Source organism: Streptomyces sp. NPDC040410 (assembly GCF_055595715.1).
In genome coordinates this window covers 324,136-349,426 of the sequence record NZ_JBVIVK010000002.1, presented here as the reverse complement: position 1 = coordinate 349,426, position 25,291 = coordinate 324,136, and the positions used below count along the sequence as shown (strand labels likewise).

26 protein-coding genes and 3 pseudogenes are annotated in these 25,291 nt (G+C 72.4%); 15 read left to right on the top strand and 14 right to left on the bottom strand.

Annotated features, from left to right (window positions below; translation table 11 throughout):
- Window positions 1-85 precede the first annotated feature (85 nt).
- Window positions 86-1,210, bottom strand: coding sequence for a M24 family metallopeptidase (locus ACZ562_RS05615; RefSeq protein ID WP_471174347.1), 1,125 nt, complete (start codon window positions 1,208-1,210; stop codon window positions 86-88).
- A gap of 248 nt (window positions 1,211-1,458) precedes the next feature.
- Complete coding sequence (locus ACZ562_RS05610) at window positions 1,459-1,983, bottom strand: hypothetical protein (RefSeq protein ID WP_471174346.1); 525 nt, start codon at window positions 1,981-1,983, stop codon at window positions 1,459-1,461.
- Between the two features lie 247 nt (window positions 1,984-2,230).
- Between ACZ562_RS05610 and ACZ562_RS05605 the strand changes: the two genes are divergently transcribed.
- Window positions 2,231-2,776 (top strand): DUF7144 family membrane protein, encoded by a 546-nt coding sequence (locus ACZ562_RS05605; protein ID WP_471174345.1) that lies wholly within the window; start codon window positions 2,231-2,233, stop codon window positions 2,774-2,776.
- Window positions 2,777-2,875: 99 nt separating this feature from the next.
- Here ACZ562_RS05605 and ACZ562_RS05600 read toward each other — a convergent pair whose 3' ends face one another.
- Complete coding sequence (locus ACZ562_RS05600; RefSeq protein WP_471174344.1) at window positions 2,876-3,247, bottom strand: DUF6479 family protein; 372 nt, start codon at window positions 3,245-3,247, stop codon at window positions 2,876-2,878.
- Between the two features lie 231 nt (window positions 3,248-3,478).
- Window positions 3,479-3,688 carry a hypothetical protein gene (locus ACZ562_RS05595; RefSeq protein ID WP_471174343.1) on the bottom strand — a complete coding sequence of 70 codons (210 nt, stop codon included), beginning with the start codon at window positions 3,686-3,688 and terminating at the stop codon, window positions 3,479-3,481.
- Window positions 3,689-3,883: 195 nt separating this feature from the next.
- On the opposite strand from ACZ562_RS05595, the pseudogene ACZ562_RS05590 reads away from it, so the two are divergent.
- The 3 genes and pseudogenes from ACZ562_RS05590 to ACZ562_RS05580 all read left to right on the top strand — a co-directional run bounded on the left by ACZ562_RS05590 (window position 3,884) and on the right by ACZ562_RS05580 (window position 6,289).
- A pseudogene (locus ACZ562_RS05590) lies at window positions 3,884-4,604 on the top strand (amino acid ABC transporter ATP-binding protein).
- A gap of 12 nt (window positions 4,605-4,616) precedes the next feature.
- Window positions 4,617-5,450, top strand: coding sequence for a glutamate ABC transporter substrate-binding protein (locus tag ACZ562_RS05585; RefSeq protein WP_471174342.1), 834 nt, complete (start codon window positions 4,617-4,619; stop codon window positions 5,448-5,450).
- A 239-nt stretch (window positions 5,451-5,689) separates the two neighbouring features.
- On the top strand, window positions 5,690-6,289 hold the full coding sequence (locus tag ACZ562_RS05580) for a TIGR03086 family metal-binding protein (RefSeq protein ID WP_471174341.1): 600 nt from the start codon (window positions 5,690-5,692) through the stop codon (window positions 6,287-6,289).
- A 30-nt stretch (window positions 6,290-6,319) separates the two neighbouring features.
- Here the strand turns inward: ACZ562_RS05580 and ACZ562_RS05575 are convergent, their stop codons facing one another.
- Window positions 6,320-6,718, bottom strand: a complete 399-nt coding sequence (locus ACZ562_RS05575) for a luciferase domain-containing protein (protein WP_471174340.1) — start codon at window positions 6,716-6,718, stop codon at window positions 6,320-6,322.
- An 867-nt stretch (window positions 6,719-7,585) separates the two neighbouring features.
- Between ACZ562_RS05575 and ACZ562_RS05570 the strand changes: the two genes are divergently transcribed.
- On the top strand, window positions 7,586-8,668 hold the full coding sequence (locus ACZ562_RS05570; RefSeq protein WP_471174339.1) for a class I SAM-dependent methyltransferase: 1,083 nt from the start codon (window positions 7,586-7,588) through the stop codon (window positions 8,666-8,668).
- Between the two features lie 9 nt (window positions 8,669-8,677).
- On the opposite strand, the gene ACZ562_RS05565 is transcribed toward ACZ562_RS05570, so the two are convergent.
- Entirely contained in the window at window positions 8,678-10,009 is a 1,332-nt protein-coding gene (locus ACZ562_RS05565; RefSeq protein WP_471174338.1) for a hypothetical protein, read from the bottom strand.
- A gap of 113 nt (window positions 10,010-10,122) precedes the next feature.
- Here ACZ562_RS05565 and ACZ562_RS05560 point away from each other — a divergent pair, with 113 nt between their 5' ends.
- Window positions 10,123-11,367 (top strand): molybdopterin-dependent oxidoreductase, encoded by a 1,245-nt coding sequence (locus ACZ562_RS05560; protein ID WP_471174337.1) that lies wholly within the window; start codon window positions 10,123-10,125, stop codon window positions 11,365-11,367.
- A 313-nt stretch (window positions 11,368-11,680) separates the two neighbouring features.
- Here the strand turns inward: ACZ562_RS05560 and ACZ562_RS05555 are convergent, their stop codons facing one another.
- The 3 genes and pseudogenes from ACZ562_RS05555 to ACZ562_RS05545 form a co-directional block, all read right to left on the bottom strand.
- Window positions 11,681-12,454, bottom strand: a complete 774-nt coding sequence (locus tag ACZ562_RS05555) for a class I SAM-dependent methyltransferase (protein WP_471174336.1) — start codon at window positions 12,452-12,454, stop codon at window positions 11,681-11,683.
- Window positions 12,451-13,068 (bottom strand): TIGR04282 family arsenosugar biosynthesis glycosyltransferase, encoded by a 618-nt coding sequence (locus tag ACZ562_RS05550; protein WP_471174335.1) that lies wholly within the window; start codon window positions 13,066-13,068, stop codon window positions 12,451-12,453. Before ACZ562_RS05550 ends, ACZ562_RS05555 begins: the two co-directional genes overlap by 4 nt.
- 188 nt (window positions 13,069-13,256) lie before the next feature.
- A pseudogene (locus ACZ562_RS05545) lies at window positions 13,257-13,922 on the bottom strand (glycosyltransferase family 2 protein); the annotation flags it as partial.
- Between the two features lie 112 nt (window positions 13,923-14,034).
- Between ACZ562_RS05545 and ACZ562_RS05540 the strand changes: the two are divergent.
- A complete protein-coding gene (locus tag ACZ562_RS05540; protein ID WP_471174334.1) occupies window positions 14,035-14,817 on the top strand; it encodes a response regulator transcription factor in 783 nt (260 codons plus the stop codon).
- A gap of 2 nt (window positions 14,818-14,819) precedes the next feature.
- A complete protein-coding gene (locus tag ACZ562_RS05535; protein ID WP_471174333.1) occupies window positions 14,820-15,941 on the top strand; it encodes a sensor histidine kinase in 1,122 nt (373 codons plus the stop codon).
- 120 nt (window positions 15,942-16,061) lie between these two features.
- Here ACZ562_RS05535 and ACZ562_RS05530 read toward each other — a convergent pair whose 3' ends face one another.
- Window positions 16,062-17,087 carry an NAD-dependent epimerase/dehydratase family protein gene (locus ACZ562_RS05530; protein ID WP_471174332.1) on the bottom strand — a complete coding sequence of 342 codons (1,026 nt, stop codon included), beginning with the start codon at window positions 17,085-17,087 and terminating at the stop codon, window positions 16,062-16,064.
- 198 nt (window positions 17,088-17,285) lie between these two features.
- On the opposite strand from ACZ562_RS05530, the gene ACZ562_RS05525 reads away from it, so the two are divergent.
- Window positions 17,286-18,005, top strand: coding sequence for a flavodoxin family protein (locus ACZ562_RS05525; protein ID WP_471174331.1), 720 nt, complete (start codon window positions 17,286-17,288; stop codon window positions 18,003-18,005).
- A 147-nt stretch (window positions 18,006-18,152) separates the two neighbouring features.
- Here the strand turns inward: ACZ562_RS05525 and ACZ562_RS05520 are convergent.
- Window positions 18,153-18,405: pseudogene (locus ACZ562_RS05520) on the bottom strand (helix-turn-helix domain-containing protein); the annotation flags it as partial.
- A gap of 115 nt (window positions 18,406-18,520) precedes the next feature.
- A complete protein-coding gene (locus ACZ562_RS05515; protein WP_471174827.1) occupies window positions 18,521-18,886 on the bottom strand; it encodes a hypothetical protein in 366 nt (121 codons plus the stop codon).
- Window positions 18,887-19,116: 230 nt separating this feature from the next.
- Between ACZ562_RS05515 and ACZ562_RS05510 the strand changes: the two genes are divergently transcribed.
- The 6 genes from ACZ562_RS05510 to ACZ562_RS05485 all read left to right on the top strand — a co-directional run bounded on the left by ACZ562_RS05510 (window position 19,117) and on the right by ACZ562_RS05485 (window position 23,250).
- Window positions 19,117-19,893, top strand: a complete 777-nt coding sequence (locus ACZ562_RS05510; protein WP_471174330.1) for a calcium-binding protein — start codon at window positions 19,117-19,119, stop codon at window positions 19,891-19,893.
- 380 nt (window positions 19,894-20,273) lie between these two features.
- Window positions 20,274-20,873: a hypothetical protein gene (locus ACZ562_RS05505; RefSeq protein ID WP_471174329.1), complete on the top strand. Its 600-nt coding sequence runs from the start codon at window positions 20,274-20,276 to the stop codon at window positions 20,871-20,873.
- A gap of 176 nt (window positions 20,874-21,049) precedes the next feature.
- Window positions 21,050-21,394 carry a MerR family transcriptional regulator gene (locus ACZ562_RS05500; protein WP_471174790.1) on the top strand — a complete coding sequence of 115 codons (345 nt, stop codon included), beginning with the start codon at window positions 21,050-21,052 and terminating at the stop codon, window positions 21,392-21,394.
- 240 nt (window positions 21,395-21,634) lie between these two features.
- A complete protein-coding gene (locus ACZ562_RS05495) occupies window positions 21,635-21,838 on the top strand; it encodes a cold-shock protein (RefSeq protein ID WP_010986199.1) in 204 nt (67 codons plus the stop codon).
- 161 nt (window positions 21,839-21,999) lie between these two features.
- Window positions 22,000-22,293 carry an SCO5918 family protein gene (locus tag ACZ562_RS05490; RefSeq protein WP_471174328.1) on the top strand — a complete coding sequence of 98 codons (294 nt, stop codon included), beginning with the start codon at window positions 22,000-22,002 and terminating at the stop codon, window positions 22,291-22,293.
- A 180-nt stretch (window positions 22,294-22,473) separates the two neighbouring features.
- On the top strand, window positions 22,474-23,250 hold the full coding sequence (locus tag ACZ562_RS05485; protein WP_471174327.1) for an Fpg/Nei family DNA glycosylase: 777 nt from the start codon (window positions 22,474-22,476) through the stop codon (window positions 23,248-23,250).
- Window positions 23,251-23,374: 124 nt separating this feature from the next.
- Here the strand turns inward: ACZ562_RS05485 and ACZ562_RS05480 are convergent, their stop codons facing one another.
- Both ACZ562_RS05480 and ACZ562_RS05475 read right to left on the bottom strand, forming a co-directional pair.
- A complete protein-coding gene (locus tag ACZ562_RS05480) occupies window positions 23,375-24,553 on the bottom strand; it encodes a CU044_5270 family protein (RefSeq protein WP_471174326.1) in 1,179 nt (392 codons plus the stop codon).
- Window positions 24,553-25,101, bottom strand: a complete 549-nt coding sequence (locus ACZ562_RS05475; RefSeq protein ID WP_471174325.1) for an RNA polymerase sigma factor — start codon at window positions 25,099-25,101, stop codon at window positions 24,553-24,555. Before ACZ562_RS05475 ends, ACZ562_RS05480 begins: the two co-directional genes overlap by 1 nt.
- Window positions 25,102-25,291: the final 190 nt, after the last annotated feature.

Below are 25,291 nucleotides of genomic sequence, written 5' to 3'. Positions count from 1 at the left end.
CCACCGGAAACCTTTTGATTTGGTAAAGAGTCAGCTGAGGGGTGCCTGTGCGAGGGGGAGAGCGAGCCCCGGCCGGGGCCGGGCCTCAGGTCACGATCGCCATCTCGTGCGGGGTGTTGTTGAGGCGGCGCCCCGCGTCCTCCGCGCACGTCACGATGTCCTCGATGCGCACCCCGAAGCGGTCCGGGAGGTAGATGCCGGGTTCGATGGAGAAGCACATGCCGGGCACCAGGGGCTGTTCCTCGCCCTCCACCAGGTACGGCGGTTCGTGCGTGGTGACTCCGATGCCGTGGCCGGTGCGGTGGACGAAGTACGCGGCGTACCCGGCGTCGCCGATCACCGTGCGGGCCACCCGGTCGATCTCCTGGCAGGTCACACCCGGGCGGACGGCCTCGAAGGCCGCCTGCTGGGCCTCGCGCACGATGTCGTGGACGGCGCGCTCCTCCTCGGTCGGTTCGCCGACGTGGACCGTGCGGGTGGTGCCGGAGCCGTAGCCGTCGCGCAGGCCGCCGAAGTCCAGGACCACCATGTCGCCGTCCCGGATGGTGCGCTCGCCCGCCTCGTGGTGCGGGTCGGCGCCGTTGGGCCCGGAGCCGACCACGGTGAAGTCGACCTGGCTGTGGCCGTGTTCGCGCAGCAGCCGGCCGAGGTCGGCGGCCACGTCCCGCTCGCGGCGCCCGGCGAACCGTACGGCGAGGATCTCCTCGTACACCGCGTCCGCCGCCGCGCCCGCGGCCGCCAGCCTCGCCACCTCGTGCTCGTCCTTGACCGCGCGCAGCATCGGCAGCGCGACGGTCAGCGGCCGGTACGTGGTCAGCGGCAGCGCCTCCTGCAGACCCAGCAGGTGCACCGCCCAGGTGGAGTCGGCGACGCCGTAGTGTCCGTGCGGGCGGAGCAGGCCCGCCGCGGCGGCGTACGGGTCCTGGCCGTCCCTCCAGATGGAGATGCGCAGGGCGTCCGCGCCCGGGGCGGCCTCCGCGTCCGGGCGTTCCAGCGCCGGTACCAGCAGGCGGGGTTCGGAGTCGGGGGCCAGGACCAGCAGGGTGAGGCGCTCGGTGATCGCCGTGGGCCGGTAGCCGCACAGCCGGACCATGTCGGGGCCGGGCGTGACCAGCAGCCCGGCGAGCCCGGCGGCGGCCGCGTCGCGGGCGGCGCGGGTCATACGGGCCGCGTAGTCCTGCTCGGTGAAGGCCGCGGGTGTGTCGGTCATGGTCCCGCCTCGTCTCGTCGCGTCAGGGCCCGGTCGTCCCGTGGCCCCGTCGGGTCGCCGTCCGCCGGTCGTCGCCCCCGCCCGCGTCGCCCTGTGCGCTCCGTCCGCCGGCGTGCGGTCTCCGGCCGCCCTGTCCGTTGCAGGGGGCGGGGTGCCCGTCCATACGCGACGCGGCTGTCCGGGTGGGGCGGGCGCTGTCGCCGGCCGGGTTCTTCGTGCGGCCGGACCGGCGGAAGGCCGATGCCGGGTCAGTACCGCACTGCCCGCTTGACCTCCGCCTTCACCGTGCCGGTCAGGTCGCGGTTGCTGCGGGCGGTGGCCTTGCCCGAGCCCTTCGCCGGTACGTCGGAGACGGTGACGACGACCACGTCGAGGACCTTGCCGCCTTGGTCGGTGAAGTCGATCTGGACCAGGAAGGACTTCGCCGAGTCGGTGGTGTTGTCGGCGGTGATCGGGACCGTCGTACGTCCGTCGCCGCCGGTGGCCGGGGCGCCGAGCGTGACGGCGTCCTTCGCGTCGACGCCGCCCTTGATGTCGTCGAACCTGCGGCCCGCCTCCGCGGTCGCCGACGCGATCGCCTCCCCGGCCTCGGACGCGAGCGAGGACGCGGCGGCCGTCGCCTCTCCGCCCACCGACCGGACCGCGGACTCGGCCTTGCTCACCACGCTCGACGGGCTCTCGTCGTCGGAACAGCCGGCCAGCGCGACGGCCGCGGTCGCCACGGCCGCCGTCAGTGCCGCGACCGTCGTCCGGCGCGGACGGTAACCGGTCATCTCGCCTCCAGGGTTCGTCTTCGTCCGGGGTGCTCCCCTTCCCGGTGTCCGGGAGGTGGTTCCCGGTGTCCGGGGGTGGATCCCCGGTCCCAGTGAAGATCGGCAGCCGTACGGCCGCATGCCGGGCGTCACCCGAACGGCCGCGCCCCCGTGGTGGCGGTACGCGACCGGCCGGATCGTCGAAGCACCGACGACACGCGGACGGACGGGGTACGCGGCCGCCCGCCCCGGGAGAATGAGGTACGGCATGACCCAGCAGCCGCACGCTACGCAGCCGCCGACCGGCGAAGGAAAGACGCCACCGGCCTGGAGCGAGAGCGAGGGCCGACGGCAGGCCGGCCAGGAGACCGAGGCCGACCGCTACGGCCCGGCGCCGGACACCGGCTGGGCCACGGGAGGCATCGTCTTCGCCGGTGTCCTGCTGCTGATGAACGGCATCCTGGCGATCTTCCAGGGCATCTCCGCGATCGCCGAGGACGATGTGTACGCCCGCATCGGCGACTACGTCTACGAGATCAACCTCACCGGCTGGGGTGTGATCCTCCTCGTTCTGGGAGTCGTGGCCGCCGCCGCCGGCGGGGGCATCCTCAGAGGCGCCGGCTGGGCCCGCGTCACCGGCATCTTCATGGCCTCCCTGAGCATGATCATCCAGTTCCTGTTCCTGCCGTACGCGCCCGTCTGGTCGGTCATCATGATCGCTGTCGACATCTTCGTGATCTGGGCGCTGTCGACACACCGGCCGGGAGGCATGCCGCCGAGCCCTCCGTCTCCGGGACGGGCCCACAGGGCCTGAGGCCGGCCAGGCCCTGTCGCACAGAGAGACCGCTCCACCAGCGGCGGCCGTGGGTCGGTGTCCCGGACGCGACCGACGCCGGGCACGCCTGCGGACGGGTTACGTGTGCCCGAGGCCGCCGCTGCCGAAGGATCCGCTGGATCCGGGCAGCCAGCGCCGTCGGTGCTGGTCCTTTCCTCGCCTGGTTCCGGCATGGCGGAGCTGGTACGGCATGAGCCGTTCCGACTCGTCCGCCGCGATCGGGACTTCTTCCGCTTCCCGCATCTCCCGGATCTCGTGGACCGCGCCGGTCGCGGGCAGCCTGGGCTGCTCCTCCGGCTCGGGACGCGGCAGTTCCTCGTCCCGGACCTTCATGCCCAGACTCACGGCCCAGATCAGTGCACCGGTGATGATCAGGCCACCGAGAAAGGCGCCTCCCACGTTGAGCACATCGCTCGCCGTGGCCGCCAGTTCAAGCGTCGCGGTACTCATGTTCCGATTATCGCCCGATTGAGTGGAATGGCGAGCATTCGCCGGATCCGTTTTTCGGGGCCCCGGACGAGCCCGGCCGCAAGGCAAATCGGTCGCTCCCGCTGCGGGAAGGCGGAACGGCCGGGGCCCGGGGGTGCCGTCAGGGAGGCAGACAAGCAGTACACCTGCAGGGCGGCCGCCCCCGCACCCACGCGGGAGGCGGCCGCCTCGGTTCGTTTGCCCCGGAGCGGCTCACGCCTTGGACCGGGGGGCCTTCTCGGCCTCGCTCCGTCCGGCGGGGCCGGAGGCGACCACCGTGGCCGCGGTGGCGGTCCGGCCGGGGATGGGGGAGGCGACGGCGAAGGCGAGCAGGGCCGCTCCGGCGCCGATGACCATGACGGTCTTGCAGCCGTTCTCCGAGGGCGGGACCTGGGCCCGCCACCCTAGTGCCGCGTCAGCCAAGGTTCGCCCCGTCGCGGCGTCCGGCACGCCCTCTCGCCGCACCGGCCGAAAGCCCAAGTACGTCCAGTACGAGGACTTCCGGCCGGCACGCCGAGAGCACGCACCGGACGCCGCTCCTTGACGGGCAAACCTTGGCTGACGCGGCACTAGTCGACCATGGACAGCAGGTCCTTGCTCAGATTCCGCTCAAATGTAATGACGATGGTCATGCAGGTCGTTACTCTCCTCCGCAACCGAGTAGGACAGAGTCATGGTGCGATGACCGAAGGATCGGTGGCCGGCGTGACGATCGCTCGCGGCGAGGTCGTCGTGGTGATCGGGCCCTCCGGGTCCGGGGAGTCCCCCCTGTGCCGCACGTCAACGGCCTGGAGGCGATTACTCCGGCACGATCGCGACGACGGCAGGGCCCTGCCCGAGGAGGGCAAGGCGCTGGCCCGGCCGCGTGCCGGCGTCGGAGGGTCTTCGCCTCCTTCAACCTGTTCGCGCACAGGACCGTGCTCGAGAACGTGATGCGGGGCCAGATCGATGCTGGGCCGGATCAAGGTCCGCGAGACTGACAGGACGAAGCAGGAAGAAGGCGGAGGAGAAGGCCCGCGCCCTGGCCGACCGGGTCGGCGCGGGACCCAGGCCGACGAGTACCCCGCCGGCTGTCCGGCGGTCAGCAGCAGCGCGTCGCCATCGCGCGGGCGCCGGCCATGGACCCTTGAGGTCATGTTCTTCGACGAGCCGACGTCGGCTCTCGACCCGGAGATGAGCAACAGGTCCTGGAGGTCATGCGGCAGCTCGCCCGCGACGGCATGACCATGATCGCCGTCACCCATGGGATGGGCTTCGCCCGGCTGCAAACCGCGTGGTGTTCATGGCCGAGGGCCGCATCGTCGAAGATCCAGCAACACGCCATCTCCTGAACACGTGAAGGAAGTTCACCATGAAGCTCCGCAAGGTCTCGGCCGCGGCCGCGGCTACGCTCGTCCTCTCCCTGACCGCTACGGCCTGTGGAGCGGGTGACGGCAAGGACGACGCCGGCAGCGGCGGCACCATCAAGATCGGCATCAAGTACGACCAGCCCGGCCTCGGCCTGAAGGAGCCCAACGGCTCCTTCGTCGGCTTCGACGTGGACGTCGCCACCTACATAGCCAAGGAGCTCGGCTACCACCCGGACCAGATCGAGTTCGTCGAGACCAAGAGCGCCGACCGTGAGAACGCCCTCTCGCGCGGCGACGTGAGGTTCATCGCGGCCACCTACTCGATCACCGACGAGCGCAAGCAGAAGGTCGACTTCGCCGGCCCGTACCTGCTGGCCCACCAGGATGTGCTGGTGAGATCGGACTCGGACATCAGCGAGGGAACCGACCTCAACGGCAAGAACCTGTGCTCGGTGACGGGCTCGACCTCGGCCCAGAACGTCAAGAACAAGATCGCTCCGAAGGCCCACCTCAAGGAGTACAGCTCCTACTTGGAGTGCATCGAGGGCCTGCAGAGCGGCGCCGTGGACGCGGTGACCACCGACGACTCGATCCTCGCCGGTTTCGCCGCCCAGGAGCAGTACAAGGGCCGGTTCAAGCTGGCCGGCCTCCAGCTGAGCAACGAGAACTACGGCATCGGCGTGAAGAAGGGCGACACCCGAACCGTCGACGAGATCAACAAGGCGCTTGAGAAAATGGTCAGTGACGGCGCCTGGGGCGGGGCTGTGATACGCCATTTCGGCCGGGCCCACTACCACTTCGAGCTTGCCCCGAAGATCGGCGACATCAAGAGCTGAGGCAACGGTCGGCGGCTCTCCGCCGGCCTGCACCCGGCCCGCACCGAGCGCCTGCACCGAGTACCTGCCCGACGGCAAGGCCGCGATCCGGCGGCGACGGACCCGAACCGGAGGTGTGGCCCGCTGCACCTCCGTGAGCAGCCGTTCGAGGGTGAGGGCGGCCCGATGTCGCGTTTCTTCAAGCGCCGTCACCGGCGTCCTGCCTACCGTGGCCTCACGAGCAGCGGGGAAGTGATGACATGGAGCTGAGATCCGTGATGGCCCGGGCCTCGGAAGCGGCCGTGGGCATCGTGCGCGCCGTCGGACCGCACGAGTTCGACGAGCCCACTCCGTGCCGGGAGATGACGGTCGGGGCACTCGTGAACCACCTGATCTTCCAGACCGGTGTACGGGGGTACGCCGCGGGACTCAAGCAGTCGCCGCAGGATCTGCCGGAGCAGGTGCCGGAAGGCCATGACTTCACCGCGGAGCCGGGCTGGGCCGAGGCGTACGCCGCCCGCTCGGCGGACGTCGCCGCCATCTGGAGCGAGCCGCGGGCATGGGAGGGCGAGACGTCGATGACCGGCGGCGAACGGACGATGCCCGCCCCCTTCATCGGCGGGATCGTCCTGGGGGAGTGGCTGCTGCACGGCTGGGACCTGGCGGTGGCCACCGGACGGACGCTGCACCTGGACGGCGAACTCGCCGCGGCACTGTACGAGGACGTCGCCGGCAGGGCGGAGATGGCCAGAAAGTACGGGGTGTACGGCCCCGAAGTCGCCGTTCCTCCCACCGCACCGCTGTTCCACCGCACGCTCGGCCTGGCGGGCCGCGACCCGTCGTGGCGGCGCCCGGTCTGACGCAGCGTCCCCCCGGGACGGGCGGCCTCCTCAGCCGCGGTCGTCCGCGTGGTCGCGCGGCATCACCGTGACGCGGCGGAAGTTGCACGCGGCGAGGGGCGGACCCTCATCGGGCCCCTGCGCCAGGTGCGCCTTGAGGGCGACGCTGACCAGGCTCATCAGCAGGTCGACGTCCGTGTCGCAGTCGAGGTGGATGGTGACCCACCGGGACCCCGGCACCACCCGCACCGCGGTCGACCCGAGGAGGTCGGCGTGGAAGCGCTCGATGGCCGGAACGGTGAGGTGCAGGTCGACGTCCCGACCGGAGTGGAAGTGGACGATCTCACTGTGGACGGAGCGAAGAGCCCGCCCGGCCCCGCAACTGGACTGGCCCGCACTGAGGTCGGGCCAGACTTCCAGTCGCTCCAGGGCGCGCTCGGCCAGAGTCATGGGACCCATAGTCACCTGCTCACCGCCCGGCAACCAGGGGTTGAGTGAAATGTAACCTGGGGTGTTCGGCCCGTCGCGATGCCGTGGGACCCGTGGCGGGCGGGCTCCGCGAAGTGAGCCGGCCGCGGCAGGCCGTCGTCGGAGCTCGCTCGACGGAGCCGACCGGTTCCTCACCTGTCTCGTCCGGGCTGACGACCATGGCTTCTCCCACCGGTCGCCCGTCCCGTCGGTGGCGTCTCCGTGCCCCGTCCGGAAGCCGCCGGGCGTCCCCCACGAAGCCTGGCCCGACCCGCCCGGTGATCCGGCTGCCGTCGTGGCCCTGTCCGTCACGCTCGCCGGATGCGGGGGGACGGGGCCGGCGTGCGGCCGGCCCGCGACGCCCGGTCGCCGGCCCTGGCGTCCGCCCACGCCGGTACGACACGGACCCGACCCCCTCAGACTCCCGCGGGCACCGCCACGTCCGCCGCGCCCCTGCCCGGCCGGCTGCCCGGACCGGGTCCGAAGACGCCGGCCGAAGTCCCCCGACGCACGCCAGGTCCTCCTGGTCACCGGTGAGGGAAAGGACTCCTCGTCGTCGCACGCGGTGCTGTACCGGCGCACGGGCAACGGCTGGGAGGCGGGGGCGACTTGGCCCGCCCGCAACGCCCGTGAGGGCTGGACCGGCGACCACCGCGCCGGCGATCTCCGCGAGCCCGTCGGAGCCCGTCCGCGTGATCATGCCACCGGGACCCCGGCCGAGGGCCGGCCGTCGCGGGAGCCGCTGTTCTTGTTCCGTAAGGACCCACGCCCCCTGTCGGGAATATCGTGGCATGACGGGCGCCTGCGAAGGTCGCCGGCGCCTCTCGGCCAACCAGTGGAGGAGCGGTCATGACGAGTCCCGAAGCGCAGCGGGCGGCAGTGGATCCGGCCGAGGCGGAGGCGTTCGCCGGTGAGGTCGCCGACGTACTGAACAAGGCGGCACTGGCCCTGCTGGTCGGCGTCGGCCACCAGTGCGGCCTGTTCGACACCCTGGCCGGCCTTCCCCCGTCGACCAGCGCCGACATCGCCAAGGCGGCGGACCTGGACGAGAGGTACGTGCGCGAGTGGCTCGGCGGCATGGTCGTCGGCGGATTCGTCGACTACGAGCCGGAGGGACGGACCTACACGCTGCCGCCGGCCCACGCCGCGTCCCTGACCACCGCGGCAGGGCCGGACAACCTCGCCGGCATGATGCCCTACATCGCCCTCATGGGCGAGGTCGAGCAGCAGGTCGTGCGCTGCTTCCGGGACGGCGGCGGGGTACCGCACTCGGCCTATCCGCGGTTCCAGGCGCTGCAGGCCGAGGAGAGCGCCCGGGTCTACGACGTGGCCCTGGTGGACGTCATGGTGCCGCTCGTGCCGGGACTTACCGAGCGTCTGAGGGACGGCATCGACGTCCTCGACGTGGGCACGGGGCAGGGGCATGCGCCCCTCGTGCTCGCGAAGGCCTTTCCGGGCAGTCGCTTCCACGGTCTGGACCGGTCGGAGGACGGGATCGCCGCCGCACGCGCCGCGGCGGCTGGCGCCGGGCTCGAAAACGTCCAGTACATCCTGGCGGACTCGACGGAGATCGACGGCGAGTACGACCTCGTCACCGCCTTCGACGTGATCCACGACCTGGCGCGGCCGGCCGAGACGCTCGCGGCGGTCGCACGCGCCCTGCGTGACGGAGGCACGTTCCTCATGGGCGACATCGCCGCGTCCAGCAGGCTGGAGAAGAACATCGGGCACCCCTTCGGGCCCGCGCTCTACGGGTTCTCCGTCTTCTACTGCATGACCACCTCCCTGAGCACCGGCGGGTCCGGCCTGGGCACGGTGTGGGGCCAGGAGACGGCACTGCGGATGCTCGAAGAGGCCGGGTTCAAGGACGTCGACGTCAAGTCCGTGGAGGGCGACCCGATCAACGTCTACTACGTCGCGACCAAGGGTTGATCCTGCGGCTCACCACCCGGTGCGCAGCAGATGGTTGAGGAGCAGTGCGAGCACAGCCTGGGCGGCCAGCCAGGCGCGGGGGCGGGTGAGGAACGCGCAGCACGGCAGGAGCCACAGCGCGAAGGGGAGCCAGATGCGTTCCGTCTCGGCCTTGCTCATGCCGGACAGGTCGGCGGTCAGGAGAGCGAGGAGGGCGGCGGCCACGAGGAGGGCGAGCCGGGCCTCGTCGCGCGGCTCGGTGCGCCGCCGGAACGCCACGGCACCCGTCCGCCGCAGCCCCGCCGCCGTCGCCAGACCCGTGATCAGCACCGCGCACGCCAGATTTGCCCACACCCAGTAGCCGTACGGGCGCACCCCGCCCGCGCCCTCGTGGTAGCGCGTGACGAGCAGCCGGTACGCCTCCCACCAGTCGAACCCGGCGAGCGTGAACGCCGTCGGCACGACGGCCAGACCGGCGAGCAGAAGCACGAGCAGCACGGGGCGGTCCCGGACGCGGCGCCGGCCGAGCCACAGCACCGCCGCGCCGACGAGCGCCATGAGCGTGAGGCCGTAGGAGAGGTAGCAGGTGAGCCCGGACAGCAGTCCGGACGCCGCCGCCCAGCGCACCGACCGCCCGGTGACGGCCAGTGCCAGCAGCGCCACCGCCCAGGCGGCGACCGCCGCGAAGTACGCGTCGGCCGACGTGCCCGTCCACACCGCCGCCGGGGCCAGGACCAGGAACGGCGCCGCCCGACGCGCGAGCCCCTCGCCCGCCAGTGCCCGCACCGCAACCAGCACGGCCACGCATGCCGTCGCGCCGACGGCGACGCACCACACCCCGGCCCAGCCCCCGCCCCGCAGCCCGGCCCGGTCGAGCAGGACGAAGGTGAGCGTGGCGGCCGGGGGGTGCCCGGCGACATGGGCGGGCCAGTTGTCGGGGGAGTCGAGAAGGATGTGGTGGGTGAAGTCCCGCAGGGTGGCCGGGATGTCGTCGAAGCGGCCGACGGCCCGGAGGTACTCGTGGCGGGAGGTGAGACGGCCCGCGACGCCCCGCTGCCAGCCGTCGACGAGGGCGAGGGAGAGGATCCAGGCCGTGGCCGTCCCCCACACCGCCGCCAGCAGGGCCCGCCAGGACAGACGGGCCGCGAGGACGGGACCGTACGTCACCACGGCCGCCGCCACCAGCAGGGCGGCCGGGGTGCCGGGGCCGGTGTGCGGTCCCCAGGTGCCCAGCAGCGGCGGCCAGTTCACGAACAGGGTGTGGTGGGTGTTCTGGATGTGGCGGCCGACGAGCACGGCCACGGTGACGAGCAGGGCGGCGGCCAGGGCGGCGCACAGGTCGCGGATCAGGGCGCGGGTCACACCGGCACGCTAGGCCGGGCGGCGGGCCACGGACCTCCGTCCGGGCCGGACGTCAGCGTTTCGTCATGGGTCGCGCTCCCCTCACCGGGGGTGTCCCGGCCTACGGTCGAGGCATGCGCGATGCCGACGCTCCTGTGCTTCCCACCTCACCCCGTTTCTGGCGCAGCCCCCTGCGAGGCCCCCGGTTCACCGCGGTGCTCGGCCTCGTCCTGCTCGCCGGCATCACCGTGCTGTTCGTGACGGGCCTGGTCTCGTACGCCGCCTACAACCCGGACCTGTCGCCGGTGAACGACAAGACACCGGACAAGGGCGTCCTCGGGTTCTATCTCTTCGCCTGGCCGACGAATCCGCACTGGCTGTACCGGCTCAACCAGGGCGTCCACGTCACCCTCGGCATCACCCTGATCCCCGTCCTGCTGGCCAAACTGTGGTCGGTCGTCCCGAGGCTCTTCACCCTGCCGCCGGCGCGCTCGCTCGCCCACGCGCTGGAGCGGATCTCGCTGCTGCTGCTGGTCGGCGGCGGGCTGTTCGAGTTCGTGACCGGCGTCCTCAACGTCCAGCTCGACTACGTCTTCCCCGGCTCCTTCTACCCCCTGCACTTCTACGGCGCCTGGGTGTTCTTCGCCGCGTTCCTCGCCCATGCCGCCCTGAAGACTCCGGCGGCCGTACGCAACCTGCGCCGCATCCGGGACAAGGAGGAACCGGACGACCTCGTCTCCCCGGACCCGGACCCCCCGACCGTCTCCCGGCGCGGTGCCCTGTGGTTCGTCGGGGGCGGCTCGCTGCTGCTGTTCGCGACGACGGCCGGCCAGAGCTTCGACGGCCCGCTGCGGCGCACGGCCCTGCTCGCCCCGCACGGCGGAGCCGACCCCGGCGGCGGCCCGAACGGCTTCCAGATCAACAAGACCGCGGCGTACGCCGGGATCGACGCGGCGGAGACGGGCGAGGACGCCTGGCGCCTCGTCGTCACGGGACGTGCGGGCACCGTCCGCCTCAGCCGTACCGAGCTGGCACAACTCCCCATGCACAGTTCGTCGTTGCCGATCGCCTGCGTCGAGGGCTGGTCGACGTCCGACCAGTGGTGGCGCGGAGTGCGGCTGCGGGACCTCGCCGCGCTCGTCGGATACGACGGCGACCCCCCGGACGTGTTCGTCGAGTCCCTCCAGCGGCACGGCGCCTTCCGCCGGGCCGCCCTGCGCGCCAATCAGGTCGCCGACCCGCGCTCCCTGCTCGCCCTGTATGTCAACGGCGAGGACCTGTCCCCCGACCACGGCCACCCGGCGCGCGTCATCGTGCCCGCCGCCCCCGGCGTGCTGAACACCAAGTGGGTGGCCCGGATGACGTTCGGAGACCTGTGATGCGACGACGGCTCGTCCTCGGCAGCCCCCTGCAACTCCTGCTGCTCGGCTGCTCGTTCGCGCTCGCCGGATACGCGGGCGTACGGCTCCTCGCGGGCGACTGGTTCGGTGTGGCCCTGTGGTTCGTGGGGGCGGCGCTGCTGCACGACCTCGTCCTGCTGCCCCTGTACGCGCTGGCGGACCGGGCGGCCGTACGAGGGCTCGGCGCGGCCGGCCACCGCGAGTGGGCGGTGTACGTGCGCGTGCCGGCCGCCCTCTCCGGCCTGCTCCTGCTCGTCTGGTTCCCGCTGATCACCGGGATGGTGGCCCGGCGCTACCGGTTGGGCACCGCACTGTCGCCGGACGGCTTCCTCACCCGCTGGCTGCTGATCACCGCGGTGCTCTTCGGTGGCTCGGCGCTGCTGCTGACGGTGCGGCTGCGCAGGGCGAGGAAGCAGCGCCCGCCGGTCGTCCACTGACCGACGGCCCTCCACCTCGCCCGGGCCGCGTACCGCAGCAGGGCCGGAGTGCCGAGCCGCGCCCAGGGAAAGGAGCCGCCGGACCCGCAGCTGCCGATGTCGTCGACGACGTCGACGACCTGCACCTCGACGCGTTCGTCGACATCCACCGGCGCGGTCTCGGCGATCAGCAGGCCGCCGGGGCGCAGCAGCCCGGCCGCACGGTCCAGCAGAGCGCGAGGATCACCGCCGATACCGACGTTGCCGTCCATGAGCAGCACGGTTCCCCAGCGGCCCTCGCCGGGCAGCGGCTCGAAGACCGAGCGCCGCAGCGCCTGGCCCCCGAGCCGCACGGTGTGATCGACGGCGGTCTCGCTGACGTCGATGCCGAGAACGGGCCGGCCCCGGGCGGAGAGTTCCGCCACCAGCCGCCCCGGTCCGCAGCCGACGTCCAGCACGGTGCCCTCGCACCGGTCCAGCACGTCCAGGTCGACCCGGTCGGCCCGCGCGCACCAGCGTTCCACCTCCAGCGGCAGGAGCCAGCCGTCGGCGCGGCGCAGGAACAGCGGGCCACGGCCGGCGCGCAGGGCGACGGCGTACGGGTCGGCGGCGGCCCAGGTGGCGGGAGGGGTGGCGGGCGGAGTGCTCATCGGCGCGCCGCCGCCGTGCACCGGGCCAGCCGGGCGGCGAAACCGCCGTGCGGGGCCAGCGCGGCGACGGCATGGGCGTCGGCGGCCGTGTCGACGTCCCGCAGCCGGGGCAGGTCGCGCACCAGCAGGCCCGCGGCGACGAGCCGCTGACGCTGCACGGCCCCCGTCGCCGGCGTCGACATGGGCACACCCCGCAGCAGAGCGGGATCGGGCCGGGCCAGCCCGAGGGCCCAGAAGCCGCCGTCCTCGGCAGGTCCGAAGTAAGCGTCGCCGTCCGCGAAGTCGACGGAGAGCAGCTCCGGCGTCACCTGGGGAGTGTCCATGCCGATCAGCAGGGCGGGCCCGGCGCAGTGGGCGAAGGCGTGCGCCAGGCGTGCGTCCAGACCGCCCCCGCACTGCGGTACGACGTCGAAGCCGGGCGGGAGCCAGGGGCCCGGGGCGCCCTCCAGCACGAGGAGGCGGCGGGAAGCGGGCGCGGCCCCCACGGCCCGAAGCGTGTCGGCCAGCGCCGCTTCCGCCAGTGCCGCCGCCTCCCATGGGGTGAACGGCGGGGTGAGCCTGGTCTTGACCCGGCCCGGCCGCGGCTCCTTGGCGATGACGAGCAACGTGGTCACCGTTCGCTCCCTTCGCGGGCGGTGGCGTCGCTGCGGTCACCGGCGGTGGCTTCGCTGAGGACGTCGGCGGTGGCTTCGCTGTGGTCACGGGCGGGGGGTGTGCCGAGGTTGTTGGCGGTGGTCTCGTCGAGGTCGCGGGTGGGGGGCTCGTGGCAGCCATGGGCGGTGGCTTCGGCGAGGACGTTGGTGGGGGCTTCGTTCAGGACGCGGCTCATGTCCCGTACCGCCTGCCAGGTGCCGCGCCAGGTGCCCGTCACCTTCGAGGCGCCGGCCCGGGGCAGGTAGGGGACGTCGTGCTCGGTGATCCGCCAGCCCGCGTCGGCGGCGCGGACCACCATCTGCAGCGGGTAGCCGCTGCGCCGGTCGGTGAGGCCGAGCGCGAGCAACGGCTCGCGGCGGGCGGCCCGCAGGGGGCCGAGATCGTGCAGACGCAGCCCGGTGCGGCGGCGCAGCAGCCGGGCGAGCGCGAGGTTGCCGGCGCGGGCGTGCGCGGGCCACGCGCCCCGGCCACGCGGCCGCCGACGGCCGAGCACCAGGTCGGCGCCGCCCGTGCGGATCTCCTGGACGAACGGCTCCAGCAAGCCCGGATCGAGGGAGGCGTCGCAGTCGCAGAAGCACACGACGTCGGCGGTGGCCGCGGTCAGCCCGGCGTGGCAGGCCGCACCGAAACCCCGGCGCGGCTCGTGCACGACGGTCGCGCCGAGCGCGCGGGCGATCCCCGCCGACCCGTCGGTGGAGCCGTTGTCCACGACGAGAGCGCGCCAGCGTTCCGGGATCCGGGCCAGCACCCAGGGAAGAGCCCCGGCTTCGTTCAGGCAGGGGAGGACGACATCTACATCCACGTCGAGGGTCACGGTCTTCACCCTACGAACGCGAATCGGGCATACCGGGCCCCGGCTCCTTACGAAACGCGGACGTCGGGGGCCAGGACGGCGCCCGGGGCCGGCACGGTGCGAGGCTGAAGACATGCAGCAGCCGTACGAGTCCCCGCAGGCGGAACCCGCCGCCGGGCCCCGGCCCGACGGGACCGGGCGTGTTCTGGTCGTCGACGACGATCCCACGGTCGCGGAGGTCGTCGCCGGATACCTGGTCCGGGCCGGCTACACCGTGGACCGGGCCGACGACGGCCCCACGGCCCTGACCCGGGCCGCCGCGCACCGGCCCGACCTGGTGGTGCTGGACCTGATGCTGCCCGGCATGGACGGCCTGGAGGTGTGCCGCAGGTTGCGCGACCGCGGTCCGGTGCCGGTCATCATGCTCACGGCCCGCGGCGACGAGGACGACCGCATCCTCGGCCTGGAGGTGGGCGCCGACGACTACGTCACCAAGCCGTTCAGCCCGCGCGAGCTCGTCCTGCGGGTGGAGTCGGTGCTGCGCCGCACCCTCCCCCACTCCCGGCTTCGCTCGAGCGGGGGCGCCCCCGCCACCGGCACCCGCTCCCTGAGCGCGGCCGGTCTGACCGTCGACACCGTCGCCCGCCGCGCCACCAAGAACGGCACCGAACTCGCCCTCACCCTCCGCGAGTTCGACCTCCTCGCCTTCTTCCTGCGGCACCCGGGACGGGCGTACGGCCGCGAGGACCTGATGCACGAGGTGTGGGGCTGGGACTTCGGCGACCTGTCCACCGTCACCGTCCACGTCCGCCGACTGCGCGGCAAGGTCGAGGACGACCCGGCCCGGCCCCGTCTGATCCAGACGGTGTGGGGCGTGGGCTACCGCTTCGAACCCGGCGGCGGGGAGGTCGACTGACCGTGCGCGACACCCTTCTCATCGCTCTGTACGCCTTCCTCGGCGCGGGCGCGGCGGGGCTGCTGGGGGCCGGGGCCCTGTGGCTGCTGCGCCGCCGCTCGCTCACCTCCTCGCTCACCGTGGTGGCCGCGGTCGCCGTGACCGCGATGCTCGCGGGCACGCTGGCCGTGGCGCAGGCGATGTTCCTGTCCGGTCACGACCTGAGCGTTGTCACCACGGTCGTCGCGATGGCCGCCGTGGTCTCCCTGGCCACGGCCCTCCTCCTCGGCCGCTGGGTGGTCGCCCGCAGCCGGGAACTCGCGCGCGCCGCCCGCTCGTTCGGCGACGGCGGCGCCTTCACGGCTCCCGACGGCCCGGCGACCGCCGAACTCGAGGCGTTGAGCCGCGAGTTGGCGGCGACCAGTGCCAAGCTCGCCGAATCCCGTGACCGCGAGCGCGCGTTGGAGACCTCACGGCGCGAGCTGGTCGCCTGGATCTCGCACGACCTGCGCACCCCGCTGGCCGGCCTGCGCGCCATGTCCGAGGCACTGGAGGACGGGGTGGCCACCGACCCCGGCCGGTACCTCCGGCAGATCCGCACCGAGGTGGAACGCCTCAACGACATGGTCGGCGACCTGTTCGAACTCTCCCGCATCCACGCCGGCACCCTGCCCCTGACCTACACCCGGATCTCGCTGTACGACCTGATCGGCGACGCCCTCGCGGGCGCGGACCCGCTCGCCCGCGAGCACGGCGTACGGCTGGTCGGCGACCGGGTGGAGGCGGTCCCGGTGGAGGTCGACGGCAGGGAGATGAGCAGGGTCCTCGGGAACCTCCTGGTCAACGCGATCCGGCGGACTCCCGCCGACGGCACGGTGGCGGTCGCCGCCGAGCGCTCGCCGGACGGTGTGGTGGTGTCGGTGACGGACGGCTGCGGCGGCATTCCCGAGGAGGATCTGCCGCGCGTCTTCGACACCGGCTGGCGCGGCACCCACGCCCGTACGCCCCCCGCCGGTGCGGGCCTGGGCCTCGCCATCGTGCGCGGGATCGTGGAGGCGCACCAGGGGCGGGCCACCGTGCACAACATCCCCGGGGGCTGCCGCTTCGAGGTGACGCTGCCGACGTCCGGCCCGTCCGGCGTCTGAGGACGAGGCGTTCAGGCCGAAGCGGGGGTCTGGGGGCGGCGCCCCCGGGAGGACGGGAACGTGCAGCAGCCCCCGGAGGACGGGAACGGCCAGGGGCGGCGGGGGCGCCTTCCCCGGCGGTCAGCCCGCCCGCAGCTCCGCGGCCGCGAACTCCCGCGGCTCCGCCCCCGCGAACTCCCGCATCCCCTCCTCGAATCCCACCTCCGCCTGCCACCCCAACTCGGCCCGCACCCGCGACGAGTCCGCGGTGACGTGCCGGACGTCGCCCAGCCGGTACTCACCGGTGACGACGGACTCGGGCCCGCCGTACGCGGCGGCAAGCGCCCGCGCCATCTCGCCGACGGTGTGCGGCTCACCGCTGCCGACGTTGTACGCCGTGAGGACACCCGAGCGGGACTCGGCCACCAGCGCGGCCACGTTGGCGGCGGCCACGTCCCGCACATGCACGAAGTCCCGCCGCTGCCGCCCGTCCTCGAAGACCCGCGGAGCCTCGCCCCGCGCGAGCGCGGAGCGGAAGAACGACGCCACACCGGCGTACGGGGTGTCGCGGGGCATCCGGGGCCCGTACACGTTGTGGTAGCGCAGCGACACCGCCGACCCGCCCGTCGACCGGGCCCAGGCGGCGGCGAGGTGTTCCTGCGCGAGTTTTGTCGCGGCGTACACGTTCCGCGGGTCGGCCGCAGCGTCCTCGCCGACCAGCCCGGGGCAGAGCTCCTCCCCGCACACCGGGCACGCGGGCTCGAACCGTCCCGCGTCCAGATCGGCGACGGCCCGAGGCCCGGGCCGCACCACACCGTGCCGGGGACACTCGTACCGTCCCTCCCCGTACACGACCATCGACCCGGCCAGCACGAGTCGCCGTACGCCCGCCGCGGCCATCGCGGCAAGCAGGACGGCGGTGCCGAAGTCGTTGCGGGAGACGTACTCCGGCGCGTCGAAGACCCCGTCGCCGAGCCCGACCATCGCCGCCTGGTGGCAGACGGCGTCGACCTGGCCGAGGGCACGGGCGACCGCGGCGGGGTCGCGCACGTCGGCGCCGGGATCCGCCCGGACGTCGTACACGACCGGCTCGTGCCCGCGCTCCCGCAGGGCGTCGACGACATGCGACCCGATGAACCCGGCACCGCCGGTGACCAGTACACGCATACGACCACGCTAGGTCCGCGGCGGCGCCGGGCCCCGTGACCCGCCGGGCACGTCACCACTTCGTAAGAGCCTGTGTCACATCCCCGGCCGGGCGCCCGCCGCCCGGACGCTGATCCGGCCAGGGATGTGACACAGGCTCCAGGACGTCGAAGCGCGTCGGACCGGGACAAACCGCCGCCCGCGCGAGACGCTCCCGTCATGGACGCCTCTTCTTCCTACCGCTTCGACGACCTCACCGCCCTCTTCGTCAACTGCACCCTCAAACCGTCCCCGCAGCTCAGCCACACGCAGGGCCTGATCGACAAGAGCCGGGCCGTCATGGACGGCGCGGGGGTGACCACGGACGTGATCCGTGCCGTCGACCACGACATCGCCCCCGGCGTCCAGCCGGACATGACCGAGCACGGTTTCGCCACGGACGCCTGGCCGGCGCTCTACGAGAAGGTGATGGCCGCCGACATCCTGGTGCTGGCCGGACCGATCTGGCTGGGAGACAACAGCTCGGTCACCAAGCAGGTCATCGAGCGCCTGTACAGCTGCTCCAGCCTGCTCAACCCCCAGGGACAGTACGCCTACTACGGACGGGTCGGAGGGTGTCTGATCACCGGCAACGAGGACGGTGTCAAGCACTGTGCCATGAACGTCCTCTACAGCCTGCAGCACCTCGGCTACACCGTCCCGCCGCAGGCGGACGCGGGCTGGATCGGCGCGGCCGGGCCCGGACCCTCGTACCTGGACCCCGGTTCGGGCGGCCCGGAGAACGACTTCACCAACCGCAACACCTCCTTCATGACCTGGAACCTGATGCACCTGGCAGCCATGCTCAAACGCGCCGGGGGCATCCCGGCCCACGGCAACCAGCGCTCGGAGTGGGACGCCGGCTGCCGCCCGGGGGCGGACAACCCCGAGCATCGCTAGGCCCTGTCGTCGTCGTGAGGTTCGGCGGCAACCAGGTGCCGCAGCCGAACCCGTCGCACGGATGCCGCCCCCGACCGGCACCCGGCCCCACAGCAGGCCGGCCTTCGGCCCGGGCCTCAGTCGTGGAGTCGCCCGGCCGGCGGTGTGTCAAGGGCGGGTCGGGAGCCAGCCCTGCTGAACGGCGCGTACGCCGGCATCGAAACGGCTGCGTGCGTCAAGGCGGTCCATCAGTTCGGAGGCGATCCGGCGGGCGGTGCGACACCCCGAGCCGCTTGGCGATCGCCTCGTCGGTGTGGCCCTCGGCCAGCAGGCGCAGCGCGGTGGCCTGCTGGCCGGTGAGCCCGTTCGGGTCGGTGGGGACGACCTCGCCGAGCGGCTGGGCGGCCTCACAGGTGGTCTCGACGACGCAAGCGTCCCTGGCCCGTTGCGTCCTGACGGGGCGTCGGCGTGCGCCGGTGGCGCCGGGCGTGGCCCAGCAGCGCCAGGCCGGTGGTGCCGGGCGTGGCCGAGCAGCGCTATCGCGTGGTACCGGCGAGTCGCTCGGCGTGCTGGGCCTCGTCGTCCCGGACGGGACTGGGCCGTGCGCTGCGGAACTGCCACCGTGTCGTGATGCCGTCCGGGCCGTCGAGGCAGGCGTGGGCCAGGGCGGCCTCGATCCGGCTGCGGACCTCGGCCTCGGCCGCGGGGCCGGTCGCGAACAGCACCCGCAGCCGTACCTCGTCGCCGGAACGCTCGGCGGTGGTGTGGTGTGGTGCCAGCGGGCACGGAGGCTCGTGGTCCCAGTGCCCGCACAGCGCGACCGTGATGGCGGCGCCGGGCGCCCGCAGGTCGGCGTCGGGTTCCATGAGGACGACCGCGTCATGGGCGAATACTTGGCGCACCCGCCCAGTATGGACACCGGATGGACACTGCCAGTGCCCGCTCGCCGCCGGGTCGTTGTTCGCTTCCTCTCGGCTTCTCCCTGGCTTTGCCTGGATATCCAGGGATGTCAGCAGAATACGGAGATCGCCGTCTGCTTGTGACCGGTCGGTTCGCTCATTACGGTGGGCCCCTTCATCCGCCCGCCGTGGGTCCGTCCGGCAGGCGCGTCTTCACCCTGCAAGGGAGATCCATGCGCAAGCGCGCAACCTTCGCCGTACTCACCGCCGTTACCGCGCTGGGCGGATTCACCGGCCCGGCCGCGTACGCGGACGAGGTCGTCGGCGATATCCAGATAACCGACGTCTCCGTCAACGGCGGCAAGGACATCGTGGTCGGCACCGCTGACAAGACGGTCACCGTTTCGGTGACCGCCACCGATCCGTCGGGCATCTGGGACGCGGACTTCTCCCTGTGGCGTGGGACCGACCCCGACAACCCCGACGGCTACATCACGCCGAACGAGGACACCACCCCCGCGGACTGCGTGGCCTCCGGCTCCACCACCTCCACCTGCTCGAAGACCTTCACCTTCGAACCGGACCTGTGGCTCACCAACGCCGACGCAGGAACCTGGAAGGTCCGCGTCGAGGCGTGGGCCGACGACGACAGCCGGATCCTGCGGGACGCCTACACCACGACCCGTCTGCAGCGGTACTCCAAACTGACCGCGAACGCCGGCCCGGAGCCGGTCGCCAAGGGCAAGACCCTCACGGTCACCGGCAGACTCAGCCGGGCCAACTGGGACACGCTCGACTACCGCGGCTACCCCAACCAGCCCGTCAAGCTGCAGTTCCGCACAGCGGGCACAACCGCCTACACCACCGTCAAGACCGTCCACACCTCCAGCACCGGCGGCCTGACGACCACGGTCACCGCATCCGAGGACGGCTACTGGCGCTGGTACTTCGCCGGCACCTCCACCACGCCGGCCGTCAAGGCCACCGGCGACTTCGTGGACGTTCAGTAGCCACGAGCCCGGACCGGCGGCCCTCCTGCCCGCACCCGTTCGGACGCCGACCCGCGGGGCGACGGCGAGGTGCGCCGCGACGATGCGGATCTCGGCGAGTTCGCCCGTGGGCGGGTGCCCTGCGGAGCGGACGGTGCCTGCGCGGGCGGGCGTAGGCTGAAAGGACCGAGGGTTCTTCGCGCGTCGGCCCCCACGCCGGTGCCGTTCTCGGCGAACGACGACGCCGGGCCGGACCAGTCCGTGCCCGGGGCAGGGCTCGTCCCATGACTGTGAACGTGCCGGACCGCACGGCGCCCGCGGACCCGGGTCGGAAGCTCCTCCCGGATCTGAGGCGTCCGCGGACGCCGGCGCCGTCGAGGCGTCTGCAGGGCCCGTCGCCCTTGACGGGCGAACGCCTCCGCCCGCTGACGCGCCGCCAGGTCGAGGACCGGACGCCGGAGATCGGCGATCTGTACGCGCAGACCTCCGGCGGCGAGCCGTGGGCTTGGAACCGGGCCCGCTCCGCCTTCCTGCGGCGGCTCGCGGCCGACCTGCGGCGACCGGGGTTCGCCCTGCTGATCGCGGAGACCACCGTTTCCTCGGGCACCACGGTGCTGACGGGATGCGCCCACGGCTTCCCCGTGCGCGGCGACGGGCCCTGGTGGCAGGGCCTCGACGGATACCTTCCGGAGAGCCTGCTCCGTGTCGCCGCGTCCGGGAGACTCTTCGCGATCTCCGAGATTCTCGTCGGGCGCCGTGTGCGCACACGGGACCAGCAGCGCGACTGGAACCTGGCCCGGCGCCTGCAGAAACGGCTGCTGACCGACCACGCCGCCGCGCTCGGCGTCATGCTGGTGAACCGCGGCGACGCCGAGATGCTCGAGGCGCTGCGGTCCTGGGGGTGGCGGCACGTCGCGGCAGACGCGGCAGACGCGGCGGACGCGGCTGACGCGAGGGGGGCGTCACCGTTCGCCCCCTGCCGAGTCCTGGTCCTCGGGTGACGGGGAGCTGATCGGCAGCCGATCGGCAGCCGATCGGCAGCTGACCGGCAGCTGAAAGGACCGCGGGTATCTAGGCCCGCGACGGCAGGAATTCCGCAACGGCGACTAGAGTTCCCGTACGGGGAGCAGTTCCCCTGATGCGGACCGCGACCTCGGTGGTCCGCGGGAAGGCGGACATGCCCTCGCAAGACCGGCCGTACTCCGCCGACCGGCTCGACGACGACCATCACCCGGCGTACACCATGGGCCGGGCCGCCGAGGTGATCGGTGCCACGCCGGGTTTCCTCCGGGCCCTCGGCGAGGCGGGACTGATCGCGCCGACGAGGTCGGGGGGCGGCCACCGCAGATACTCGCGCCATCAGCTGCGGCTTGCCGCCCGCGCCCGCGAGATGGTCGACCAAGGGACCCCGATCGAGGCCGTCTGCCGGATCATCGGCCTCGAGGACCGGCTGGAGGAGGCCCTGGACGCGAACGCGGAACTGCGCCGTCCGCAAGAGCGGGCCGACAGGGATGGCGAGTGAAAACCTGACAGCGCCGGAGCAGAAATTCGGCCGGTGTTGGAAGAGGCTTTTCCGCGTGTCCTGTCGGCGAGTTTCCGGGCCGCATTTCTCCTCTTCCTTGTGGTCGATACCTTCCGTGCTAGGGTGGACGCGAATTGCAGTTGTGGTTGCCGTTTTTCGGGATTCCCGGGCAGGTGATCATCGCAGCGATGAGGGAGCCCGCGAGGTGCGGGTCTCCAGCACTGCCTCAGGAGAATTGACATGGCCACCGGTACTGTTAAGTGGTTCAACGCTGAAAAGGGCTTCGGCTTCATCGAGCAGGACGGCGGCGGCGCCGACGTCTTCGCCCACTACTCGAACATCGCCACCCAGGGCTTCCGCGAGCTGCAGGAAGGCCAGAAGGTGACCTTCGACGTCACGCAGGGCCAGAAGGGCCCGCAGGCGGAGAACATCGTTCCCGCCTGATGTAGCGCTGATTTCGTACGCGCATACGCGAAACGGGGCCCGCACCTTGAGTGCGGGCCCTTTTCCGTTACCCGGACCCGGATCGTTCGATTTTTCCGGACCCGGATCCTCCGAGGACACCCGCCGCCATTCCACCCGACCCTGACTCTTGGTGAGGCACCATGCGCTGCGTGATCGCCCGTTACCCCTTCAACCTCTTCAAGCCAGAGGTGGAGGCATCGATGGAGGGTGTCGCACCCGAGCCCGTCACGGCGGTCTGCGTGGACATCGGCGGCCGCGTGTATCCGGTCAAGCAGGTGGGTGAGGTGATCACAGGCCAGGACCGCCGTGACTTCACCGTCGGGGAGATGACCAGGGCCCTGACGCGTCTCGGCTTCACCTGTCACGCCGCGCCCCCGCAGCTGCCGTCCGGCTCGGGCCCGGCGTACGGACCGCCCGCCCAGTGGGGCGGCTGACTCCGGTGGCCGGCTGAGTACGACGGACAAGCAGCGGCCCAGGTGTCCTACCTGGGACTCGCGCAGCGCCCGCCTCCTGTGCGGCTGCACCGTGGCTCGCGCAGGAGCCATCATGGCTTGGGGGAGGCTACGGCCCGCTCGCCGGGCGCGCGGATCTTCGCGTGAGGGAGGACGTGTCCCATGCCTGAGCTGCCGGACGTCGAGGGTTTCCGGCAGGTGCTCGAGTCCTGCGCGAAAGGCAGGGTCATCCAGCGCGTCGAGGTGCGCGACACGGGCGTCCTGCACGAGGTGAGCGTGCGGCGGCTGCGCGACGCGCTGGAAGGCCGCCGCTTCACCCGGCCGGAGCGGCACGGGAAGTGGCTGCTCGTCCGCACCGGCGGCCCCACCCTCATGCTGCACTTCGGCATGACCGGCCGGCTGCTCTGCAGCCATCCCGAGTCCGCGGTCGAGGCGCACGACCGCGTCCTGTTCACGGTGGCCCGCGACCGTCAGCTCCGCTACCGCGACCAGCGCAAGCTCCAGGGTCTCTGGCTGGCCGACGACGAGTCCGAGGTCGCACGGCTGCTGGACCGCCAGGGCCCCGACGCGCTGGCGGTGGACCGTGAGGAGTTCGAGGCCGCGCTCTCCTCGCGCCGCGGCAGCGTCAAGACCGTTCTCACCGACCAGACCGTCCTGGCCGGACTCGGCAATCTGCTGGCCGACGAGATTCTGTGGCGCGCGAGGCTGCGTCCCACCAGCAGGGCGAGCGATCTCACCGAGGCCGACCGACGGCACCTGTACACGCACATGCGCCGCACCCTGCGCTCCGCGGTCTCCGCCGGCTGCGTCCCGCCGCGGGACTCCTGGCTCACCGGTCACCGCGACGACCCCGTACCCGCCTGCCCGCGCTGCGGCAACTCCCTGCGCCGGTCCCGTATGGCAGGCCGCGGCACGGTGTGGTGCCCGCGGTGCCAGTAGCGAGCCGGCTGGGCGTGCGCGGCGGGACGACGAACCGCGGCCCCGCACAGGTGAAAGAGCCCTGTGCCACCGATCTCTCGGCGGCACAGGGCTCGCACAGGGCACCGTTATCCCAGCGGCCCGGTCAACGCTCGGCTCCCCCTGTGGGCAGGTCGGGCAGCTCCTCCGTGGGCCACTTCTCGGGCCCTTGGTCCGTCGAGACCGTGCGTACGACGGCCAAGGAGCTCTGGATGGTGCCCGGCTTGAAGCCCTTGGTCCACTTTCCGTCCGCCTTCACCACCACCGTCTCCCAGGCCAGTCCCGCGGAGGTGGACTCGTCGAAGACCAGCCGGTTCTCGACCAGCCCGCCGTCCTTTCCGGCCCTGATCCGCAGCGCCACGGCCGTGCCCGACCGGCCCTGCGCGTCCTTGACTCGGTCGATGACGGTGAGCCCCTTCAGCCCGCTGAGCATGCGGAAGGTGGCTGCCCGTACTTCGGGCGTGACCGGCAGATCCAGGATCAGGCGCTGAGCGGCGGAGAACAGCCACTCCTCCTTGGACTGCCCCTGCGCCGTCTCGCGGTCGTATCCCTTGAGCAGTTCGGCCTTGAGCCGCCGCGGGCCGGACGGCAGGGAGCGCAACTCCTCCAGGGACGCCTCGCGCCCGATGTCGTACGGCTTGTCGGTCTCCGGCGACGTGATGTCCGGGTGCCGGTTCGTGTCGGGGTCGGGCGCGCGCATCCGCAGGTCGGCCTTCCCGAAGGGAGCCCAGATGGTGATGCGCTTCGGCGACCCCGCTCGCTTCCACGCCGCCACGTCGGCCGGGCCGGTCGGCGTGAGACCGAGGTCGTAACCGGTGGAGCAGTGCCGGCCCGTCTCGTTGTCGGTCCATTGCGTGCTGCGGCTTCCGCCCTTGATGGTGTACGGGTCCTTCGCCACGGCCGCGGCCGTCAGGTGCCGTTCGAGGGTTTCGACCTTCCAGTAGCGGCCGGACAGGTCCGGCTGCCGGCTCGCCTGCTCGGCGGCGGCCAGCAGCAGGCGCGAAGCGTCGCTCGCCCGGGCCGGCACCCCGGGATCTCCGTCGCCGCCCGGGTGGATGGCCGTCGTGGCCACCACCAGAGCAGCGGCGGCAGCCGCGCCCACCAGTCCCAGCCTCCAGCCCGGCCTGGTGAATCGCCACGCCGCCCGCGACAGCGACCGTCGTCGGCGGGGCTGTGCCAGCGCGTGGGCCAGCTCCCTGCTCCGTGTGCTCTCGTCCACCAGCAGACCGGGGTCCAGGTGTACGGGCCGGGCGGCCGCGAGCAGCCGCATCACATCCTTGTCCATCAGGCTTCCTCTCCCACTGCCTTTACGGCGATCGACACCCGGGCGGCCGCGGGCGGCACGTGCCGGGTGATGTCAAGTGCCTGCGCGAGCCGTCTGCGCGCCCGGTGGAGCCGGACGCGCATCGTGGTCGCGGAGCAGCCGACCACCCTGGCGGCCTCCTGGGCGCGCAGCCCGTGCCAGGCGGTGAGGACGAGCGCCTCGCGGTCGTCCTCACCGAGTGAGGCCAGAGCACGCAGCACGAGGTTGCGGTCGGCCACCTCGTCGGCGAGGTCCTGCGCGGGGGGCTCGGCCCAGCCCTGCAACTCGGCCGTCAGCGCCTCTCGCCGGGCCTGCGCACGGGCACTGTCGCGCAGCACGTTGCGGGCCACGCCGAGCAGCCAGGGCAGCGGCGGCTCGGGAATGTCGGCGAACCTGCGCCATGCGATGACGAAGGTCTCGCTCACCACCTCGTCGGCGACCTGCCGGCCCGCGCGGCTTACGGCGTATGCCCATACGTGCTGTCGACAGGCGTCGTACAGCGCCGTGAAGCGCTCCGCTTCCTCGGCCACCGCCTGCACCTCCGTTGTCCCGGGTGTTGCTGTCGACAGGTAGTGGTCCGAGGAAGGTCCGGCGTTACAGCCGATCTCGAACGAGATCGCGTCCCGGAGTGCACCTGATGGCGCACCCCATCTTCACCGGAGACGTCTGACCCGGGTGGACAGATAGTCTTCGTGCAGATAGTCTCTGCATAGATAGTCT

Coding starts and splice junctions, on each gene's coding strand:
- ACZ562_RS05575 (WP_471174340.1), bottom strand. CDS start 6,718: ATGACTCTGGCCGAGCGCGCCCTGGAGCGACTGGAAGTCTGGCCCGAC.
- ACZ562_RS05530 (WP_471174332.1), bottom strand. CDS start 17,087: ATGCGTGTACTGGTCACCGGCGGTGCCGGGTTCATCGGGTCGCATGTC.
- ACZ562_RS05615 (WP_471174347.1), bottom strand. CDS start 1,210: ATGACCGACACACCCGCGGCCTTCACCGAGCAGGACTACGCGGCCCGT.
- ACZ562_RS05600 (WP_471174344.1), bottom strand. CDS start 3,247: ATGAGTACCGCGACGCTTGAACTGGCGGCCACGGCGAGCGATGTGCTC.
- ACZ562_RS05525 (WP_471174331.1), top strand. CDS start 17,286: ATGGACGCCTCTTCTTCCTACCGCTTCGACGACCTCACCGCCCTCTTC.
- ACZ562_RS05610 (WP_471174346.1), bottom strand. CDS start 1,983: ATGACCGGTTACCGTCCGCGCCGGACGACGGTCGCGGCACTGACGGCG.
- ACZ562_RS05485 (WP_471174327.1), top strand. CDS start 22,474: ATGCCTGAGCTGCCGGACGTCGAGGGTTTCCGGCAGGTGCTCGAGTCC.
- ACZ562_RS05540 (WP_471174334.1), top strand. CDS start 14,035: ATGCAGCAGCCGTACGAGTCCCCGCAGGCGGAACCCGCCGCCGGGCCC.
- ACZ562_RS05500 (WP_471174790.1), top strand. CDS start 21,050: ATGCCCTCGCAAGACCGGCCGTACTCCGCCGACCGGCTCGACGACGAC.
- ACZ562_RS05580 (WP_471174341.1), top strand. CDS start 5,690: ATGGAGCTGAGATCCGTGATGGCCCGGGCCTCGGAAGCGGCCGTGGGC.
- ACZ562_RS05570 (WP_471174339.1), top strand. CDS start 7,586: ATGACGAGTCCCGAAGCGCAGCGGGCGGCAGTGGATCCGGCCGAGGCG.
- ACZ562_RS05555 (WP_471174336.1), bottom strand. CDS start 12,454: ATGAGCACTCCGCCCGCCACCCCTCCCGCCACCTGGGCCGCCGCCGAC.
- ACZ562_RS05490 (WP_471174328.1), top strand. CDS start 22,000: ATGCGCTGCGTGATCGCCCGTTACCCCTTCAACCTCTTCAAGCCAGAG.
- ACZ562_RS05605 (WP_471174345.1), top strand. CDS start 2,231: ATGACCCAGCAGCCGCACGCTACGCAGCCGCCGACCGGCGAAGGAAAG.
- ACZ562_RS05480 (WP_471174326.1), bottom strand. CDS start 24,553: ATGGACAAGGATGTGATGCGGCTGCTCGCGGCCGCCCGGCCCGTACAC.
- ACZ562_RS05495 (WP_010986199.1), top strand. CDS start 21,635: ATGGCCACCGGTACTGTTAAGTGGTTCAACGCTGAAAAGGGCTTCGGC.
- ACZ562_RS05585 (WP_471174342.1), top strand. CDS start 4,617: ATGAAGCTCCGCAAGGTCTCGGCCGCGGCCGCGGCTACGCTCGTCCTC.
- ACZ562_RS05510 (WP_471174330.1), top strand. CDS start 19,117: ATGCGCAAGCGCGCAACCTTCGCCGTACTCACCGCCGTTACCGCGCTG.
- ACZ562_RS05560 (WP_471174337.1), top strand. CDS start 10,123: ATGCGCGATGCCGACGCTCCTGTGCTTCCCACCTCACCCCGTTTCTGG.